The sequence below is a fragment of the Candidatus Binatia bacterium genome (genome assembly GCA_035631035.1).
GTDB lineage: Bacteria > Eisenbacteria > RBG-16-71-46 > SZUA-252 > SZUA-252 > DASQJL01.
In genome coordinates, this window is the sequence record DASQJL010000015.1 from 12,443 (window position 1) to 30,954 (window position 18,512).

The 18,512-nt window shown below is 70.7% G+C and carries 16 protein-coding genes; 5 read left to right on the plus strand and 11 right to left on the minus strand.

Annotated features, from left to right (window positions below; genetic code table 11):
* Positions 1 to 26: 26 nt before the first annotated feature.
* The gene (locus VE326_01570; GenBank protein ID HYJ31886.1) at positions 27 to 878 is read left to right on the plus strand and encodes a DNA glycosylase; all 852 of its coding nucleotides are present in this window, start codon (positions 27 to 29) and stop codon (positions 876 to 878) included.
* Positions 875 to 1,537 (plus strand): TIGR04282 family arsenosugar biosynthesis glycosyltransferase, encoded by a 663-nt coding sequence (locus VE326_01575; GenBank protein HYJ31887.1) that lies wholly within the window; start codon positions 875 to 877, stop codon positions 1,535 to 1,537. The genes VE326_01570 and VE326_01575 overlap by 4 nt, the downstream gene beginning before the upstream one ends.
* On the opposite strand, the gene VE326_01580 is transcribed toward VE326_01575, so the two are convergent.
* Positions 1,534 to 2,367 (minus strand): tetratricopeptide repeat protein, encoded by an 834-nt coding sequence (locus VE326_01580; GenBank protein ID HYJ31888.1) that lies wholly within the window; start codon positions 2,365 to 2,367, stop codon positions 1,534 to 1,536. The genes VE326_01575 and VE326_01580 overlap by 4 nt on opposite strands.
* Positions 2,368 to 2,446: 79 nt before the next feature.
* Here VE326_01580 and rsgA point away from each other — a divergent pair, with 79 nt between their 5' ends.
* Positions 2,447 to 3,406 (plus strand): ribosome small subunit-dependent GTPase A, encoded by a 960-nt coding sequence (gene rsgA / locus VE326_01585; GenBank protein ID HYJ31889.1) that lies wholly within the window; start codon positions 2,447 to 2,449, stop codon positions 3,404 to 3,406.
* Positions 3,403 to 4,926 carry a glycoside hydrolase family 3 N-terminal domain-containing protein gene (locus VE326_01590; protein HYJ31890.1) on the plus strand — a complete coding sequence of 508 codons (1,524 nt, stop codon included), beginning with the start codon at positions 3,403 to 3,405 and terminating at the stop codon, positions 4,924 to 4,926. Before rsgA ends, VE326_01590 begins: the two co-directional genes overlap by 4 nt.
* A gap of 13 nt (positions 4,927 to 4,939) precedes the next feature.
* Here the strand turns inward: VE326_01590 and VE326_01595 are convergent, their stop codons facing one another.
* The 8 genes from VE326_01595 to VE326_01630 all read right to left on the minus strand — a co-directional run bounded on the left by VE326_01595 (position 4,940) and on the right by VE326_01630 (position 13,323).
* The gene (locus VE326_01595; protein HYJ31891.1) at positions 4,940 to 5,764 is read right to left on the minus strand and encodes a rhodanese-like domain-containing protein; all 825 of its coding nucleotides are present in this window, start codon (positions 5,762 to 5,764) and stop codon (positions 4,940 to 4,942) included.
* Between the two features lie 24 nt (positions 5,765 to 5,788).
* Entirely contained in the window at positions 5,789 to 7,732 is a 1,944-nt protein-coding gene (locus VE326_01600) for a PAS domain S-box protein (GenBank protein HYJ31892.1), read from the minus strand.
* A 122-nt stretch (positions 7,733 to 7,854) separates the two neighbouring features.
* Positions 7,855 to 8,244: a DoxX family protein gene (locus VE326_01605; GenBank protein HYJ31893.1), complete on the minus strand. Its 390-nt coding sequence runs from the start codon at positions 8,242 to 8,244 to the stop codon at positions 7,855 to 7,857.
* A 27-nt stretch (positions 8,245 to 8,271) separates the two neighbouring features.
* Positions 8,272 to 9,420, minus strand: coding sequence for a hypothetical protein (locus VE326_01610; protein ID HYJ31894.1), 1,149 nt, complete (start codon positions 9,418 to 9,420; stop codon positions 8,272 to 8,274).
* A gap of 59 nt (positions 9,421 to 9,479) precedes the next feature.
* Positions 9,480 to 9,986, minus strand: coding sequence for a heavy metal-associated domain-containing protein (locus VE326_01615; protein ID HYJ31895.1), 507 nt, complete (start codon positions 9,984 to 9,986; stop codon positions 9,480 to 9,482).
* Between the two features lie 95 nt (positions 9,987 to 10,081).
* Positions 10,082 to 11,347 (minus strand): N-acetylmuramoyl-L-alanine amidase, encoded by a 1,266-nt coding sequence (locus VE326_01620; GenBank protein ID HYJ31896.1) that lies wholly within the window; start codon positions 11,345 to 11,347, stop codon positions 10,082 to 10,084.
* Positions 11,348 to 11,366: 19 nt separating this feature from the next.
* Positions 11,367 to 12,875 (minus strand): Do family serine endopeptidase, encoded by a 1,509-nt coding sequence (locus VE326_01625; GenBank protein ID HYJ31897.1) that lies wholly within the window; start codon positions 12,873 to 12,875, stop codon positions 11,367 to 11,369.
* Positions 12,862 to 13,323, minus strand: coding sequence for a hypothetical protein (locus VE326_01630; GenBank protein ID HYJ31898.1), 462 nt, complete (start codon positions 13,321 to 13,323; stop codon positions 12,862 to 12,864). The genes VE326_01625 and VE326_01630 overlap by 14 nt, the downstream gene beginning before the upstream one ends.
* Positions 13,324 to 13,487: 164 nt before the next feature.
* Here VE326_01630 and VE326_01635 point away from each other — a divergent pair, with 164 nt between their 5' ends.
* Positions 13,488 to 14,222, plus strand: a complete 735-nt coding sequence (locus VE326_01635) for a UDP-2,3-diacylglucosamine diphosphatase (GenBank protein ID HYJ31899.1) — start codon at positions 13,488 to 13,490, stop codon at positions 14,220 to 14,222.
* 85 nt (positions 14,223 to 14,307) lie between these two features.
* Here VE326_01635 and VE326_01640 read toward each other — a convergent pair whose 3' ends face one another.
* Positions 14,308 to 15,252: a PorV/PorQ family protein gene (locus VE326_01640; GenBank protein HYJ31900.1), complete on the minus strand. Its 945-nt coding sequence runs from the start codon at positions 15,250 to 15,252 to the stop codon at positions 14,308 to 14,310.
* Entirely contained in the window at positions 15,249 to 18,464 is a 3,216-nt protein-coding gene (locus tag VE326_01645; protein ID HYJ31901.1) for a M6 family metalloprotease domain-containing protein, read from the minus strand. Before VE326_01645 ends, VE326_01640 begins: the two co-directional genes overlap by 4 nt.
* Positions 18,465 to 18,512 lie beyond the last annotated feature (48 nt).

Sequence of the window (18,512 nt, forward strand, 5' to 3'; positions counted from 1 at the left end):
CGGGCGCTTCCCCGCACGCTTGCGGCGTGCTCCACCGCCTCCCCGTGAAGGGCCCCCTCGACCTCGCGCTCACCTTCGCCTGCGGGCAGGCGTTCCGCTGGCGCCTGGAGGACGGGACGTGGTCCGGCGTCGTCGCGGGCGCCGAGGCTCGCATTACATGGGAAGAGCCCGGCTCGGCGCTCCGGATCGACACGCGCGGCGCCGATCCCGGCGCGGCGGCGTGGGTGCGCTATCTCCGGCTCGACGAAGATCCCCGCGTCCACCTCGAGGGTGCCGAGCCGCTCCGCGCCCTGCCCGGATTCGAGCCGCTCCTCGGCCTCCGGCTCCTTCGCCAGGAGCCGTGGGAGGCGCTGGCCTCCTTCATCGGCTCCGCGGCCGCCAACATCCCGAAGATCACGGCCGGCGTCGAGGGGCTGGCCGCGCGCTTCGGCCCGCCGATCGCGGGCAGCGACAGGCGCGCCTTTCCGCCCGCCGCCGCCATCGCGCGCCGCCGCGAGCGCGACCTTCGCGCCGTCGGGCTCGGCTTCCGCGCCCCCTACCTCCTCCAGACGGCGCGGCGTCTGGACAGTGCGCCGCTCGACTGGGACGCGCTCCGCGAAGGGCCGATCGAGGAGGCGCGCGCGCGGCTGATCGAGCTGCCCGGAGTCGGCGCCAAGATCGCCGACTGCGTGCTCCTCTTCGGCCTCGGGAGGCTGGACGCGTATCCGGTCGACCGCTGGATCCGGCGTGCGACGCTGGAGCTGGCGGGCCGGACCCGCGCGAACGACCGCGAGCTGGAGGCGTGGGCGCGGCGGCTGGGCCCGGGCCGGGGCTACCTGCAGCAGATCCTCTTCCACCTGCGGCGGACCGGAGGGCCGTTTCCGCCGCTCGATCCGTGAGCCGGGACGCGGTCGCCCTCTTCGCGAAGGCGCCCCGCCCCGGGTCGGTCAAGACGCGGCTCTCGCCGCCCCTTTCGCCCGACGAAGCCGCAGCGGTCGCGCGCGCCTGCCTCGAAGCGACCCTGCGCCGCTTTCCCGCCGCCGTCCCGGCCTCGTGGACGCTCTTCCTCGACGGCGCGCTCGAGCCCTGGCTGGCGCGGCTCGCGGCCGATCGCGGGGTCGCCGTCGCGTCCCAGGGCGGCGGCGACCTGGGGGCGCGCCTCGCCCGCGCGTTCCGGGCCCTCCATGACGGCGGCGCGCGGCGCGCCGTGGCGATCGGCGCGGACAGCCCCACCCTGGACCCGGCCCGGATCGGCGAGGGGCTCGCGCGTCTCGATGGCGCGGACGCGGTGCTCGGGCCCGCGCGCGACGGCGGCTACTACCTGATCGGGATCCGGCCGGGGCGCGAGGCGCTATTCGAAGGAATCCCCTGGAGCACGCCGGGCGTGGCGGAGGCGACGAGGCGGCGCGCGGCGGCATCGGGCTGGACGATGGCGGAGCTGCCGGAGTGGTACGACGTGGACGATGCCGGGGATCTGCTGCGCGCGGCGGAGGACGCCGCGGAATGTCCCGAGCTGGCGCGGGTCGTCGCCGCGCTTTGGGTCCGGCTGCGAGCCTAGGGGCTCTGCTTCAGCTGGTTCAGCTCGTCCCGGATCGCCGCGGAGTGCGTTCCGCTGGGCTCGAGCTGGAGGTAGCGCTCCCAGGCCTTGATGGCGCCCGGCTTGTCCCCGGTCGCGGCGCTCACGACGCCGAGATTGAGCCAGGCGTTCCGATGATCGGGATGCTCCTTCGTGACGCGAAGCATCTCCTCCTTCGCCTTCGCGTCCTGTCCCATGCTGTGGTAGGCGATCGCGCGATCCACGCGCACGTCGGCGTTCTTGGGATCCTTCTCGAGGGCCGTCGTGTAGTGCCCGATCGCCCGGTCCCACTGCTGGGAATCGAACTCGAGATTGCCGAGGCCGATGTTCGCCTGGAGATCCTTCGGGTCCATCATGAGCGCGGAGTTGTACTTCTGCACCGCGGCCGCGATGTCGGGAGGCATCTGTCCGCCGGCCATGCCGGCGCCCATTCCGCCCGGCGCGGCACCCATCCCCGTTCCGCCCGGCGGGCCGCCCATGCCGCCGCCTTCACCGCCGCCGGCGCCGGCCATCACGTCCGCCGGACCCTTGGGCGCGCCGCCGCTCGCTCCCGTCCCGACGCCGGAGCGGAGCGCATAGCCCACGGCGCCGCCGACGACGAGACCGACCACGAGATAGACCCAGGGAGAGCTCGCCGCGCGCGCGGGAGCGCGCCGCGGACCCGCGGCGACGTTCAGCCGCTTGCCCGGCGCGGGCGCCGAGGCGGAGCCCGAGGGATGCGGCACGAGGTAGGCCCCGCACGCGTCGCAGCGCGTGAATCCCTCGGGGAGCCTCTCGCCGCAGCGCGGGCAGGTGACCAGGTTGGCGTCCATGCGAGCCGCCATTCTAGCCGCACCGGGGTCCGGATACAACGCGCGATCCGGATCCGCCCCGCCGCCGCGGCATCGGGGCTTGTCGCTGGCCCGGCGCCGCGGCTATGCTCCCGCCATCGTACCGACCACGCCGACAACCGCACGACCGACGGTCCTCCAAGTCTACGGCGTCACCGCGCTCATCTGGGACGGGCAGACGATCCGCGAGGCGACCCTGGCCACCCGCCTCAAGGCCGACGCGGACCCCTCCCTCTCGAGCTCGCTTGCCGTGGGGGACGAGGTCGCGCTGGAGGAGGGATCGCCGCCCCGCATCGTGTCGGTGGCGCCGCGGCGCACGCGCCTCGAGCGCGCGGCGACCGGCTCGCGAGGCCGGGAGCTGACGCAGGTGATCGCGGCGAACGCCGATCAGACGGTGATCGTCTCGTCGTTCGACGATCCCCCGTTCCGGCCCGGCCTGATCGACCGATGGACGCTGCTCGCGCTGCGCGGCGGCATGGAGCCGGTGCTCTGCCTCAACAAGGTGGACCTGGCCTCGACCGAGGCCGCGCGCCGCGTCGTGCTCGAGGCGAACATCCCGCTCGAGACGATCTACGTGAGCGCGAAGACCGACGAGGGGCTGGAGACGCTCCGCGCCCAGCTGGCGGGCCGGTCCACGGTGTTCGTGGGGCACTCGGGCGTGGGCAAGTCGTCCCTCCTGCGCCGGCTGATTCCCGACGCCGAAGCGGCCACCGGCGAGCTCAGCGAGCGCACGAGGAAGGGGAAGCACACCACGACCAGCTCGCGCCTCTACCCGCTGCCCGAGGGGGGCCTCCTGATCGACACGCCGGGCGTCCGGAGCGTCGTCCTCGGCCGCACCTCGGCGGACGAGGTGGCCGGCGTCTTCGGCGAGATCGCGCACGCGCCTCCCTGCCGCTTCCGTCCCTGCACGCACCGGACGGAGCCGGGGTGCGCCGTTCTGGCCGGCCTCCAGTCGGGCGCGGTTCCCCGCGCGGTGTACCAGCGCTACCGGAAGCTCCTCGAAGAGGTGGAGCTTCCATGACGGGCGGCGGCATGGCCGGTCCCTCTTTGGCCGCGGCCCGAATCGGCCCCGAGGAGGTCGTGGAGCGCCTCGGCGAGCTGATGATCGTCGGGGTCCCCGGGACGGCGATGACGCCGGAGGTCGAGGCGCGCCTGCGCGCGATCGCCCCGTCCGGCGTGATCTTCTTCGCGAGCAACTTCGCCGACGCGGGCGGTGCGGCGCGCTACGCTCGCGCCGCGCACGCGGTGGTGGGCACGCCCGATCTCCCCGCCCTCGTCGCGGCCGACGAGGAGGGGGGCATGGTCAGCCAGCTCTCGGGCTTCTGGGAGGTGCCCCCCTCGGCGCGCGCGGTCGCCTCCTCGGGCGGGCCGCCCCTGGTGAAGGATCTCGCGGCGCGCACCGCGCGCCGGTTGCTGGCCCTGGGCGTGAACCTCGACTTCGCGCCGGTCGTGGACATCCACTCCAATGCCCAAAATCCGGTGATCGGCGTGCGATCGTTCGGGACGGCGCCCTCGCAGGTCACCGCCTGCGGGCGGGCGGCGATCGAGGGCTTCCTCTCGGCGGGCGTGATCCCGGTCGCCAAGCACTTTCCCGGGCACGGCGACACCTCGCTCGACTCCCACGTGGCGCTGCCGCGGCTGGCCTTGACGATGGAGCAGCTATCCCTCCGGGAGCTCCGACCCTTCGAGGGCGCGATCCAGGCCGGCGTGCCGATGGTCATGACCGCCCATCTCCTGGTGCCGGCGCTCGACGCCGATCCCGCGCGCACGGCCACGCTCTCGCACGCGGTGGTGACGGGGCTGCTTCGCGAGAAGCTCCGGTTCGCCGGGGTGGTCGTGACCGACGCCCTCGAGATGCACGGCGCCACGGCGCTGGGCGCGCATGGAGAGGTCGCGGTGCGCGCGATCGAGGCGGGGGTGGACCTGCTCCTCTATTCCAAGCTGGAGCCGGGCCCTGAAGAGGCGATGGCCGCGCTGCGCGCGGCGCTGGAGTCGGGGCGTCTTCTTCCCGATCGGATCGCCGCCTCGATCGCACGGATCCGCGCGCTCCGCGCGGGAAGCGCCGCGCGCCCGCCGGAGTTCTCGACGGCGCTGGAGCGGGAGGCGCGGGACCTGATTCCGGCGGCGGAGCTGGAGCGGATCGCCGAGGGGGCGGCGCGGGTGCTGAAGCAGGGCGCGGGAGGGATCCCGCTGCGGCAGCCGGTGGACGTGCTCGAGGTGAATCGGCCCGAGAGCCGCGCCGGGATGGCCGATCTCCTGCGGGCCCACGGCCACACCGCCCACGAGCATGGTCCCGTGATGGAGACCTGGCCCCGCCGGATCGAGGGGAGCGCGCTGCTGACGGTGGCCGCGCGGTCGAACGTGTCGCCCGAGCAGGAGGCGACCGCCCGCGCCTGGCTCCGGCGCTTTCCCGAGACGGTGACGGTCGCGTCGCTCAACCCGCACGTCACCGACGAGTGGCCCGAGGTGCGGACGCTGCTCGCCACGTTCGACAACACCCCGGCGAGCCGCCGCGCGCTCGCCAAGCGCCTCGCGGGCTGAGCGGCCCGTTCCGCTACTTCGCCAGGGCGAGCGCCTCCTCGAAGGTCCCGCCAAAGAACGCCACGTTGGAGAACGCCTCGCGCGCGATGTGCTCCGCCACGTAGCGCGCTTCGGCGGCGCCTCCGGCGATCACGATCACCCGCGTGTTGTGGTCCTCCATGGGCAGGCGCCCGTCGTTCTTCGCGTCCTTCAGCGCCCCGACGTCCTTGCCGTCGAGCACGCCCGAGCGCGGAATGTTCCGGGCGCCGGGCAGCGACCCGCCCGCGAACGCCCCGGCTTCCCGCGCGTCGATGACGTACGCGGTGCGGTCCTCCGCGAGAACGCGGCGCAGGCCCTCGGGTTCGATCTGCGCCGGCTCGCCGAGGGCGCGCCAGACCGGCATGCCGAGCTGATAGCGGCGCACGTTCGAGTAGCCGGCCGCCCGGAGCTCCGCCGCGAGCCGCCGGCTCTTCCCGCAGAACGGACCGTTGCAGTACAGGATGATCGCTCTCGACTTGTCGCCCGCGAGCGCGCGACCGATCTCCGCGACGTCGGAGACGTACGCGGACATCGGCACGCCGGGCCGGGCCGCGACGTTCCGCGCGCCGGGAATGTGCCCCATCGCGAACTCCATGGCCGGCCGCGCGTCGAAGACGACGGCGCTGCCGGCGGCGAGGACGCTCTTCATCTCGACGGTGGAGATCTCGGAGGCGGAGGGATCGCCGTCGCCCGCGACGGCTTGAAAGAGCGTGGGGGAAGGCGGCTGGGGCGACGCCACGGCCGCCGTCAGGAGGGCAATCGCCGTGGCGACGATCGAGAGGGAGATCCGGATCCATGGACGATGGCGGTTCGGCGCCATTGAACCCTCCGGGGCGATGGGGGACTACTCCGGCAGCGCCTCCAGGAGCTGCCGCAAGGCGCCCGGGTCGGCGGGCTTCACGAGGTGCCGGGCGAAACCCGCCGAGCGGGAGCGCAGGCGATCCTCCTCCTGGCCGTAACCGGTCATCGCGATGAGGACCGTGCTTCGCAGCCCGGGCAGCTCGTGCATCCGTCGCGCGACCTCGTAGCCGTCCATGCCGGGGAGCCCGATGTCGAGCAGGACCACCTCGGGCTGGAACGCCGCGGCGATCGTGAGGGCCGAGGGACCGTCGTTCGCGCTCCGGGTGTCGTGCCCCCAGACGCCCAGGAGCATCGACATGGTCTCGGTGGAGTCGCGGTTGTCGTCCACCACGAGCACGCGCCGCCGCACGGCGCGGCTCGCCGCGGAGCCCGCGGCGCCCGGAGCCGAAGGGGCCTCGCGCGGCGTGGCCGCCGACGGAAGCCGAACGATGAACTCGCTCCCCTGGTTCGCGCCGGCGCTCACCACTTCCACCGTGCCGCCGTGCAGCGCCGCGAGACGCTCGACCAGCGTGAGGCCGATGCCCAGGCCGCCGTCCGAGCGGTCCAGCGTGCGCGCCCCCTGGGTGAAGAGGTCGAAGATCCGGGTCTTGAGGTCGGCGGAGATCCCCACGCCGGAATCCCGCACGCGGATCACGGCCCTTCCCGCCTCCAGCGCTCCGCTCAGCCAGATATTCCCCCCGGCCGGCGTGTACTTGGCCGCGTTGTTCAGGAGATTGAGCACGATCTGGGCGAGCCGGATCAGGTCCCCATCCACCCAGAGCGGGGTCTCGGGCAGGCGGACCTCCAGCGCCTGGCGCCTCCCCTCGATCAGGGGACGGCTGGCCTCCACGGCACGCTCGAAGACCACGGCCAGGTCCAGCCGCTCGCGCTGCAGCGTGAGGCGCCCGCTGGTGATCCGGCTCACGTCCAGGAGGTCGTCGACCAGGCGCGAGAGGTGGGCGGTCTGCCGCTCGATCACGTCGCGCGACCACTGGAGCGTGGGGTCGTCGATCCGCTTCGCGCGCATCAGGCCCACGGCGTTCCGGATCGGGGCGAGCGGATTCCGGAGCTCATGCGCGAGCATGGCGAGGAATTCGTTCACGCGGCGCGCGGTCTCCTCCAGCACCTCGATCTTCCGGCGCTGGGTCATGTCCTGCGTCACCTTGGCGTAGCCGCGGAGCGATCCCTCGTGGTCGTAGAGGGCGGTGATCACCTCGTTCGCCCAGAAGCGCGAGCCGTCGCGGCGCACGCGCCACCCATCGTCCTCGACGCGGTCGGTGGCGCGCGCCTGATCCAGGAGGCGCTGGGGCGCCCCCGCGCTCTTCGCCTCGGCGGGGAAGAAGAGGGAAAAGTGGCGCCCGATGATCTCGTCGGCCCCGTAGCCCTGGATCCGGCGCGCGCCCACGTTCCAGCTGCTCACGTACCCTTCCGGATTCAGGAACACGATGGCGTAGTCGGAGACCCCCTCGACCAGGAGCCGGAAGCGCTCCTCGCTCTCACGGAGGGACTCTTCGTGGCGCCGGCGCTCGCTCAGGTCGCGGGTGATCTTGGAGAAGCCCGCCAGCTCGCCGCTGTCGTCGTAGATCGCGGTGATGACGACGTTGGCCCAGAAGCGGGAGCCGTCCTTGCGAAGCCGCCATCCTTCGTCCTCGAAGCGGCCCTCGGCCTTGGCGATCTCCAGCTCGCGCATCGGCCATCCCCGGTCGTTCGCCTCCTGCGGGTAGAAGCGGGAGAAGTGCTGGCCGATGATTTCCGACGGGGCGTACCCCTTGATGCGCTCCGCGCCCAGATTCCAGGTCCGGATGACGCCCTCGGGGCTGAGCAGGAAGATGGCGTAGTCCCGCGCTCCCTCGACGATACGACGGAAGACCCTGTCGTCGAGGGGTGAGAGTGCATCGAAGGAGCGCTCCGGAGCGGCCCCGGCGCGCGACGGCTCGGGCGTGATCATCGCGGTTTCCTGCCCGGCCCCCGCGCGGTTCGGCGCGGGGGCCGCTCCCATCAGTCTACCGGGGACGCCGGATCGCCGCATCCATCCGTTTTCCCTGCGGGCGGCGCGGCGGGCGCGTGGAATTACGTACGGGCCGGGCCCCGTCGCGCCGCGTCCACGCTCAGCCGGCCCGAGCCGTGGGCCGCGATGTACAGGAACACGAAGCAATAGAGCGCGGGGAGCTCGCCGTGGTTCACGATCGGCCAGAAGGAGTGGGGGGCGTGGACCATGAAGTAGGCCGCCGCCATTTCGCCGCTCGCGATGAACGCGGCCACGGAGGCGAAGAGCCCGATCGCGATCAACAGCCCGCCGCCGAACTCGATGACGCCGGCCGCGATCATCAGCGGCTCCGCCGCCTTCTCGGCGCCGAACCAGCCGAACAGCTTCTGCCCGCCGTGGCAGAGGTAGAGGAATCCGACCACGATCCGCATGATCGCGAACAGGGTCTCCGCGTACTTCCCGAGAAAGCGCATCGAGGACCTCCCAGGGGATGACGGTGGTCAGAAGACCACGGCGAGCTGGGCGGCCATGAAGGCCTCCACGCGCCGCGGCACGGTCTCGGTGTGCGTCTCCTGATGGACCAGCTTGGCGAGGAGCATCTTCGAGGGCTTGAATCCGATTCCGATCTCGCGCCGCCAGATCGGAGCGTCCCAGGCGGCGGCGCGGCCGCCGGCCAGGGTGAGATCGTCGAACGCGATGCGGCTGTACCGGCCTGCCACGTACCAGCCGGGGAGCACCGTCACCTTTCCCTCCGCGTACCAGGCGCGAAGGTCGAGGTCGCCCACCCAGGGCTGCTGGAAGCGATTCCAGACGTACTCGCCATAGAGGACGGCGCGATCGTAGGAGAGCTCCAGGTCGCCGCCGGCGAACACCTGGTTGTAGTCGTCGGCGCTCTTCCGAGCCGGAAGCGCGCCGTCTTCGAGCGCGCGGCTCAGATAGGGTCCGCGCGCGGCCGAGACGCCGGCGCGCATCCAGGGCGCGGGCGCCAGACCGATGCGGCCGAGCACCTGCTTGCCGTCGTTGTCGTCGGTGCTGACCATCGACCCGACGGTGCCGTTGGTGGCGCCGATCGCGAATTCGAAGGGGCTGGCGGTGCCGACCACGACCGCGCCGACGTCCCAGCAGTTCTCGTAGAGGACCGAGAGGGCCTGCCCCGTTCCGGGGTAGCCGAGCCCGGTGAGTCCGCCGGCCGCGTAGTTCGTGAAGTAGCCGCGCGCCCGGTTCGCGACGATGTCCTCCGGACGGAACGGGACCTGGTCGTCGCGGACGTCCAGGTGGTACTGGTAGACGAGCGGCGAGCCGATCAGGTTGTTCCGCGAGGCGTCCGACCGGTTGGGAAAGGCGCCGACGTGCATCGGGATCTTCCCCGCCTCGAGGTGGATATCGCGCCCCTTGGGGTCGGAGAAGCGCACGAATCCGCCGTAGAGGCGGGGCGCCTTGCCGTCGTCGGAGAGGATCTCCGCGAAGGCGGAGATGTGCTCCTGGATCCGGCCGTCCGCGAGCAGGCGGAGCCGGATCGCGTGAAAGGGGTTCTCGCCGAAGCTGAAGAAGTTCGAATTGATCTGGTCGGTGCGGGTGACCTGGACCAGGTCGAGATGGGCTTCCCAGTCGATCGGGGATTCGGCGGAGGCAGAAGCGAAACGGGGCATGCCCGAAGACAGGCACGCCCCGAAGAACAGACTCAGCGCAACGACGGCGCCGCGCCGGCTCAGATCTTGTCCTTCTCCTTGCTCTCCTTGTACGGGCACGCCGCCGGGGCCTTGCCCGAGGACGAGCTCATCGCCTTGGCGAACTGCGCCTGCACCTTCGGGCCCTGCCCCGTGTACTTGTTCTTGAAGCCGGCGGTCTGGATGCACTTGGCGATCGCGTTCCGGTCGAAGGAGCGGTCGGCGATGACGTAGGCGGTGTGGCTCGCGAGATCCATGTAGGCGCAGGCGACGCCCTTCTGGGCCATCAACGCCGTCTGGATCGACTTGACGCAGTTCTGGCACTCGGCGCCCGGAACGGCGAACGAGTAGATGTTCTGTCCGGCCTTGACCGTCGGACAGGACATCGCCGACGCGCCCTCGGTCTTCATGCCTTCGCAGTGATGCCCCGACGAAGCCGAGCGGGCGGCGTCGCCGCTTCCGCAGGAAGCGCCGCCGGCGAACGCGGACCCGGCCACGAGGAGGGCGGCCGCGGCAAGAGGTGCAGCTTTGCTGAGGATGCGATTCATGGGTGAGTCTCCTTCAGGGATGGGTCCGAAACGATACGGGATCAAGAGTACACCGGCTCCGAAGTGTGTCCAGCCTGAATTCCGGCGGCCGGCGGCTAGTTCGAGCTGCCCGTCGGGGCCGCCGCCCCTCCGGATGCCCGGTCGCGCATGGCCTTGTAGCTCTGGATCCCCTGAGCGAGATGCTCCGCGAATTTGTTCTGGAACTGCGTGTCCTTGAGGATCGCCGCCTCCCGCGGATTCGTGATGAAGGCCGTCTCCACCAGGACCGAGGGGATCTCCGGCGCCTTCAGGACCACGAAGCCGGCCTGCTTCACGCCGCGCGTGCTCAGGCGGGTGTCGGCGCTCACCGCGTCGATCAGGAGCTCCGCCAGCTCGCTCGAGCGCCGGACGGTGTCGTTCTGCCGGAGGTCGAACAGGATGGAGATCAGGTCGTCGCCGCTCTCGGGAGGCACGCCCCCGATCATGTCCGCGGCGTTCTCCTTCTCGGCCAGGGAGCGCGAGGCCTCGTCGGTCGCGCCGTTCGGCGAGAGGAAGTAGATCTCGGTCCCAGTCGCGTCGTGGTTCCGGCTCGCGTTGCAGTGGATGCTGACGAAGAGGTCGGCCTGGTACTTCCGCGCCAGGTCGATCCGCTTCCGCAGCGGGATGAAGTAGTCGCTCGTCCGGGTGAGCACGGCGCTGATGCCGGGAATCAGGTCCAGCTGGGATTTCAGCTTCCGGGCCACGGCCAACGTGATGTCGGCCTCCTGGAGGTGGCGATATCCGATCGCGCCCGTATCCTCGCCGCCGTGCCCCGCGTCGATCGCCACGATGAACATCTTCTTTCCGCTCTTCAGCTCGGTCACCTTCTGCTCGAGCGCCTGCTCTGCGGCCGGATTGACCGGCATCGGCACGTCCACGACCACGCGGTCGGGGACGCCGTCGGCGGCCGCGAGGACGAACCCGAGCGGCGTCACCTTCCTCTTCAGATGGATGCGCACCGACGTGCCCGAGTCGGAGACCGCCGGGAAGATGTCGGCCACGAGGCTGTCCCCGACGAACTCCGTCGTCACGGCCGGGGACTTCCGGACCCGCGGCATGAAGACCTCGAACGTGGTCGAGTCGGTCATGCGGAACTTGGTGGTCGCGGGCACAGCACCGCTCAGGTCGAAGACGAGGCGGGTGTGCTCGGGAGCCGTCCAAAAGCGGAGCCGCACCAGCTCCGGCGCCGCGGGCGCGGGCGCCGCGCTGGTGGCGGCGGGCACGGCGCCCAGGAAGCACCCCAGGGCGAGGAGCAGGAGAAGCGCGAGCGGCGCAACACGGCCGAGGCCCGCCCGCGCCCCCCGAAGGGGACGCGCAGCGGGCCTCGTCGAACGCTCGCGCACCAGACGCGCGTTCGGGCCGTTAATCTTGAGAGGGCTCGACGGCCACGAACTGGGTCGCATCGCCTCGCTTGATCAGGAAGACCACCGGCTTCGCCGGATTCTTGCGCTTCGCGGCTTCGACCGCGTGCGTGTATTCCATCATATCCTTGACCGGGATGTCGTTCACTTCTTTGACCACGTCCCCCGGCCGGAGCCCCGAGTCGTCGGCGCCGCTGCCTTCGGTGACGTCGGTGATCACGACGCCGGTCTTGTCGTGGAGGTTGAACTCGCCCGCCGCGTCGCTGCCCAGCGCGGAGACCTGGATTCCCAGCCAATCCGACGCCGTGCTGGGCGTCGCATTGTCGGCCTTGGCGACCTGGTCCTCGGGCGGACGCTCCGCCAGCGTGACCGCGAGGTCGCGCGGCTTGCCGTTCCGGAGCACGCGCACGGCGACCTTCTTGTTCACCGGCGTCTCGGCGACCAGGAGCCGGAAGCGCTGCACGTCGTCCACGGCCTTCCCGTCGAAGTCGGTGATCACGTCCTTGACCTGGAAGCCGGCCTGCGACGCCGGGGTGTTCGAGCTCACGCCGCCGACCAGCACGCCGTGTCCCTGGATACCCCAGTTGTCCGCCAGCTCGGGGGTCAGCTCCTGAGGCAGGATGCCCAGGTAGCCGCGCGTCACCTTGCCGGTTGCGATCAGCTGCTTCGAGATGCTGCTCGCGATGTTGATCGGGATGGCGAATCCGATCCCCTCGCCCGACGGATTGACGGCCGTGTTGATGCCGATCGCCTCGCCGCGAATGTTGAGGAGCGGACCGCCGCTGTTTCCGAAGTTGATGGAGGCGTCGGTCTGGATGAAGTTCTGGTAGCTGGGGGCGCCGCCCTGGATGGCCAGGTTCGTGCGGCCCTTGGCGCTGATCACGCCCACGGTGAGCGTGCCGTCCAGCTCGCCCAGGGCATTGCCGATCGCGATCGCCCAGTCGCCGATCCGGATCTCGTCGGAGTCGCCCAGAGGCACCACCGGCAGATCGCCGGCGCCCACGACCTTGATGACGGCGACGTCGGTGCCCGGATCGGTGCCGACGACCCTCGCCTTGAACTTGCGGTGGTCGTTCAGCGTCACCGTGATCTCGGCGGCGTCCCGGACCACGTGGTTATTGGTCAGGATGTAGCCGGCGCGATCGATGATGAAACCCGAGCCGCTGCTCGGGATCCGGATGTTCCGGCGCTGCTGCTGGGGCTGCTGCGGGGTTTCGGGGAACAGGCGCCGGAAGAAGTCGCCGTAGGGGCCCTCGAACTGCGAGTACGGGCCGTCCGATCCGGTGGCGTTGCGCTTCGTTTCGATGCTCACGACTCCGGGGAGCGTCCGTTCGGCGATGGCCGTGAACGGGCTCTCGAGCCCGGACGAGACCACGCTCTCCTTGGCCTGGAGCACCGGCGAGGAGTTGCTCCCGCCCGCGAGGATGAATCCGACGACGATGCCGATGAGCAGGAGTCCGCCCGCGACGAGAAGGACCTTCGCGGCGCGGACCGTTTCACGAGATTCCATTCATTCCCTCCATCCGGGGCGGCCGCGGGCCGCCCGACTCCGTGAATCCGGTCTGACGCTCGGCGGGCGGATCGTCCGGGTTCCCGGGAGCCGCGCCGCCGGAAGCGTTCTCGGCGGGACGCGACGCGTCCGCCTCCTCCGCTTCCTTCCTCAATGATTGAAGCTCCGACTCCTTGTCCGCAATGCATCGCTCGATGCCTTCCACCAGCGACTTGAGGCGAAGCGCCTCGTCGTCGCCGGCCAGGACCGCGAGCGATCCTCCGTTCCAGAGCTGAAACGCGCGCTCGCCCAGCTGCGAGAGAGCGCGGGAACGGTCACGGCGCAGGGACAGGAGATCCACGCGAAGCACGCCGATCCGCACCGTCCGCTTCGTCGTGCGGCGGGTGCGTTCGTAGCCGGTGCGGACCTCGTCCTGCAGCCGGTCCCAAAAACCCGTCTGCGGCGCCATAACCCTCCTTTGAGCAATGCGTTCTGGGATTTGGAGCGAGGGGGCTGGCCGCTCCCCCTGTCAAGCCGGTAGTACCCGGCCTAAACGGTGCAGTTCCCGGCGGCTACCGGCACGTATCGAACGCGATGGGGGCCTGACCGTGAACCTGCTTATACTGACGCTCCATGCCCGACCGGGGTTGCGCCTATTTCGTCGCCGATGCCCACCTGGGCCAGGGTCCACTCGAATCCAGCCGGGCTCGCGAGCGCGATCTGCTCGCGTTTTTCGACCGCGTCGCCTCCGAGGCCGCGGAGCTCTACGTGGTCGGCGACCTCTTCGATTTCTGGTTCGAGTACGGCCATGCCATCCCGAAACGGTTCGTCGGCGTGCTCACGGCGCTCGGCTCCCTTTCCCGGAGCGGCGTCCCTGTTACGTATCTCGGCGGAAATCACGATTTCTGGATCGGTGATTATCTCCGCGACGAGCTGGGGGTGGCGTTTACCGACCACCCGATGGCGCTGGCGCTGCAAGGACGGAAGATCTTCCTGGCCCATGGCGACGGACTGGGCCCTGGGGACCACGGGTACAAGCTGCTGAAGCGGGTGCTCCGAAACCGCGCGGCCCGGTTCCTGTTTCGCTGGATCCACCCCGACCTCGGCATCCCGATCGCGAGCGCCACGTCGCACACCAGCCGGCGCCACGCCCCGCGCCCCCGGCGCACCGAAGAGGAGATGCGGTCCCTGCTGGCCGAGCCGCGCTATGCCGAAGGGTTCGACGCCGTGCTCCTCGCCCATTTCCACCGCCCCATCCACCAGCGTGCGAACGGCCGCGATTTCATCGTCCTCGGCGACTGGATCGAGCGGAGGACGGTGGTGAAGCTCGAGCGCGGCGTCTTCTCGATGTTCGAATTCAGCGGATGATCGATCTCATACCACACGCGCGGCGGAGTGTCGCTGCGCACTTCTACAATCGGCGGAGCCCGGCGGGCGCCGGGCGAGGGACTGCCTACAGCCGCGCCGTCAGCGAGAAGAAGTGCGCGGTGCCCAGATCGGACGACAGGGGCACCAGCGCGTAATCGAACCGCAGCTTGCTCTGGGTCAGGCCGATGCCGAACGAGACGTCTTCCGCATCGTACCCGAACTTCCCCCCCACGCGCAGCGCCAGACGGTCCTTGTAGGAAAGCTCCCCGCCGACGTGGAACCGCGCGTCCTCCGCGCGGGCCTTGCGGATCTCGGTCGTGAGCGTTCCGGTCGAATGCAGCGCGACGATCGGCCTGGACCACGCGGCGCCCAGGCGGAGCGTGGCCGGCAGCTTGAACGACTCGTCCACCAGCTTCGGCTTGCCGCCGAAGTTCTGCGCCGCGGCCCCGAACGAGAGCCCCGTCTCCTTCACGCGGTAGCGCGCCCCCAGGTCAGCGGCGAACGTCGCCGCGCTCTGGTCGTCGATCATCTCGCGCAGATAGCGCAACGCCAGCCCGGCATCGAGGCCCGGGGCGAGCGAGCGGCCGTACCCGGCCGTCATCGTGATGTCGTTGAAACCGAAGTTATGGGTGACGTTGCCGACCTGGTCGCGCCCCTCGAGCTCCGACGTGTAGAAGCCGGTGAAGGCGAAGCCCAAAGCGCCCTTCCCCAGGGGCGCGCCCACCGCCGCGTACTCCTGGCGGAAGTCCTGGATCCATTCGTTGTGCATGGCCGTGATCTGGGTGGAGCGGACGGCGGCCAGCCCCGCCGGGTTCCAGTAGGTGGCCGTCGGATCGTCCACGAGCGCCACGTAGGCGCTGCCCAGACCCATCGGCCGGGCGCCCACGCCCAGCTTCAGGGAGGCGAATCCGGTCTCGCCGGCCGCGGCCAGGGCCGCATGCGGGGCGAGCGCGAGGAGGATCCAGGACGCGAGGGCGGCTGCGAAGCCACGGCAGGTCGGGCGCATGCGGTTCTCCAGGGGACGGCTCATCGGACGATGGCGAGGTTCGCGAAGCGCACCTCGGTCCGGCCGCCTGATTGTACCTCGACCCGGCAGACATAGATGCCGCTCGCGATCGAGCCATTGTTCCACGCCACGGAATGCTCCGAAGAGCCCAGCCGGTCCCCTGCGCCCGTGGAAAGGTCGGCGACGAGCGAGCCGGAGGCGTCGTAGATCCGGATCGAGACCGACGTCGCCGCCGCTTCCAGGCGGTAGTGGACCCGGCTCGTGCCATCGCGGGAAGGATTCGGATAGACATACACTTCGGAGAGCCCCTGGGTCCCCGCCGAGGGCCCTCCGGTGACCGCGTCGACCACCGCGTTGCGGGTCGGGCCCAGGCGGTACTGACCCCAGCCGATGGAGGCCGCGGGGATCGGAAGGACCGGGATCTTCACGTCGATCTGCGCCTGGGACGAAGCGTCGAAGGTCTCGACCCACTCGGCGGGACCGTCCCCGTCCAGGTCGGCGAGAATCGGCGGCGCCGAGATCCCGGTGCTCCCCAGTTCCGCGAAACCGCCGATCGGCGAGCCGTCGCCCCGGAACGCCAGGCGCCGGCCGTCGGGAAGGATGGGGATCACGTCCCTGAGGCCGTCGCCGTCCACGTCGGCGACGATCGGCGCCCAGGAGCCCGACGTGTCGGCCGGCGCGCCGGGCGCCGCCAGGCGCAGCGGGTAGCCGGCGCGCGGCGCGCCCGTCCAGTAGAGCGCCGCCACGCGGACGTCCTCGCCGGTCTGGAACACCTCGGGATGTCCGTCGCGCTCCAGATCGGCCACCGACACCTCCGAGGTCCGCCCGCGCGAGACGCCCGGAAACGGAGCGGGCCATCCCGGAAGCTCGGTGGTGGTCACGTACCCGATGGGGGCGTCGCCGGGAATGTGGGCACCGATCGCGATCCGGTAGGCATGGAAAAGGCCCGTGGTGTCCGCGACCACGATCTCGTGCCTGCCGTTCCCTTCCAGGTCGGCCGCCACGGGCGCGGAGAACTGGCCCGAGGCGATGCGGGTCAGCGGGATGTTGTCGGGATCGTCGAGGGCGAGCACGGGGTCGGTCAGGATCTCCCAGTTGAGGAGGTAGAGGCCGGGCAGCGAGGACTCGCCGATCACCGTCCGCTTTGCGGCGATGACCACCTGGTTCGTGCCCCCCTCGAGACCGGTCGAGACCGCCGGCGCCTCGGAGCTTCCGCCGACGAGCATCGAATGCTGCTCCAGGACCCCGCCGGCGAGCCGGATCACCCGCACCAGCGAGAAGCCGGCCGCGGTCGCGGGCGAGCCGACCACGATCTCCAGCCCCGGCGTGCCGTCCACCTCGGCCAGGATCGGCTGCGCGCGCACCCCCGTGGCGAGCCCCGTGGTCACGACGCCGAGCGTGAGCGGATTGTTGTCCCCGTCCACCACCTCGGTGCCGTTGGCGTGGAAGGCGTAGAGCGTTCCGTTCGCCGTCGAGAAGACGATCTCGTTCCCCGGCGTCCCGTCCACGTCGCCGACGCAGGGACTGGTGACGATCCCCGACGTCGTGCTCGCGAAGGGCGTGGGGGTGGCGTCGCCGTCGAGGAAGTCGTTTCCGTCGGGACGGAAGATGTAGAGCGCCCCGGTGTTGTTGAGCCGCTGCACGGGGACGAGCAGCTCCTGCGTGAAGGGAGGACCGGCCTGGTCCACGTCCGCCGCCAGGGAGGGCGCGCTTCGGACGCGGCCGTTGAGCAGCTTGGGCCAACCCGGCTTGTCCTGCAGGAAGGAGACGTCGAACGTCATGACGCTGTCCGGCGCGCTGATCCCGGTGACCGAGATCCCGGTCGGTACGTTGCCGTACGCGGCCGTGGAGGGCGTCGTCGCGGGAGTGAGCTTGTCGCGCCAACCCGCGCGGAAGACGTCGTCGGGACTTCCGTCGCTGTAGCTGGAGGGGGGCCCGTCCATGTCCTCGATGCCGTCCGCTTCGACGATGTCGATCCCCTTCCGGGCCGCGTTGGCGTTCACCACGTTGTCGAGGAGTCCCGCCGCGATCACCGAGTCGTCGATGTGGTAGACGAGGATCCCCGATCCCGCGCCGTCGCCGGGCGTGTAGAAGTCGAACTCGGCGCCCGCGTAGGAGTCGATGTAGAAGTCGAACGCGCTGTCGGCGTCGGCGTCGTCGAAATCGAACCGCCCGTTGCCGTTCAGGTCCTGGCGGCGGTTCTCGAGCAGGAGGTACTCGGTCTCGGTCATCGGGATCTGGACCGCGCGCGGGAGCGATCCGACCTGCCGCTCCAGCATGGAGAGCGAGACCGGCTGGGGCGTCACGACCCGCTGCGCCGCGATCACGCCGAGGAAGATCTTCGACCATGCGGAGAGCCCCGCCGGGGCGAAGCCGCTGAAATTCCAGACGCCGGTCCCCATGACGTCCCAGGAGCCGACGCCCTGCGAGAAGCCCCCCTCGTCCCCGTTCGTGTCGTAGAGGTCGGGGAGCCCGAGCTGATGGCCGAACTCGTGGCAGACCACCCCGGTCGCCCCGAAGACGTAGCCGTCCTGGCTCTCCGACTCCGGCACCTCGACCGCTTCCTTCACGTACACCGGGCTCGAGCCCGCGAGGTCGTTGGTGCGGATCCCGATCCGTCCCGCCCCGGTGGTGTCCGGAAGAACCGTCTGGAAGTCCTGCTGCGTCACGAACGCCGACCAGATCTGGTTCCTGCTGTCGTCGCGGACGTCGGCTTCCTGTCCCTGGCCCGCGTGGAAGATCACGAGGCTCTGGTAGGGAGCGAAATCGACGGTCGAGTCGGCCAGCTGCACCAGGTCGCGCACCATGAAGACGAGCCGCTCCTGGAAGTGGTCGTCGTCGCCGTAGTAGGCCATCGGGTGGGGCAGCGTGAACACCGAATCCACGAGGGTGGGCGTGAGCGTCCGCGAACCCTCGGTCTGCTGCTCCCAGAACTGCTTCTGGAAGAGGAGGAGCCGGTCGTAGTAGGCGGTGGTGGACTCGATCGGCGTGTCGCTGAAGGCGACCCGGATCGCGAGGACGTTGATCGTGGCCTGCGCGCCGAGCGGCGCGCGGGCGGCCAGGCCGCGGGCTCCGGGGGGCGGGATCGTCAGACGGTCGCGCGAAAAACCCTCGCGGGGTCCCGGCCCGTGCTTCCAGGGAACGGGAGGCACGGCGCGGGCGGCCCGGGATTTCGAGGGCGCGAACGCAAGGGCGATGGTGATCAGGACGAGGAGCGGGAGCGCGGCACGACGCACCCCGTCAGTGTACCGGGGGCCAGCGCGGACGGTCAACGAGTCCGGACG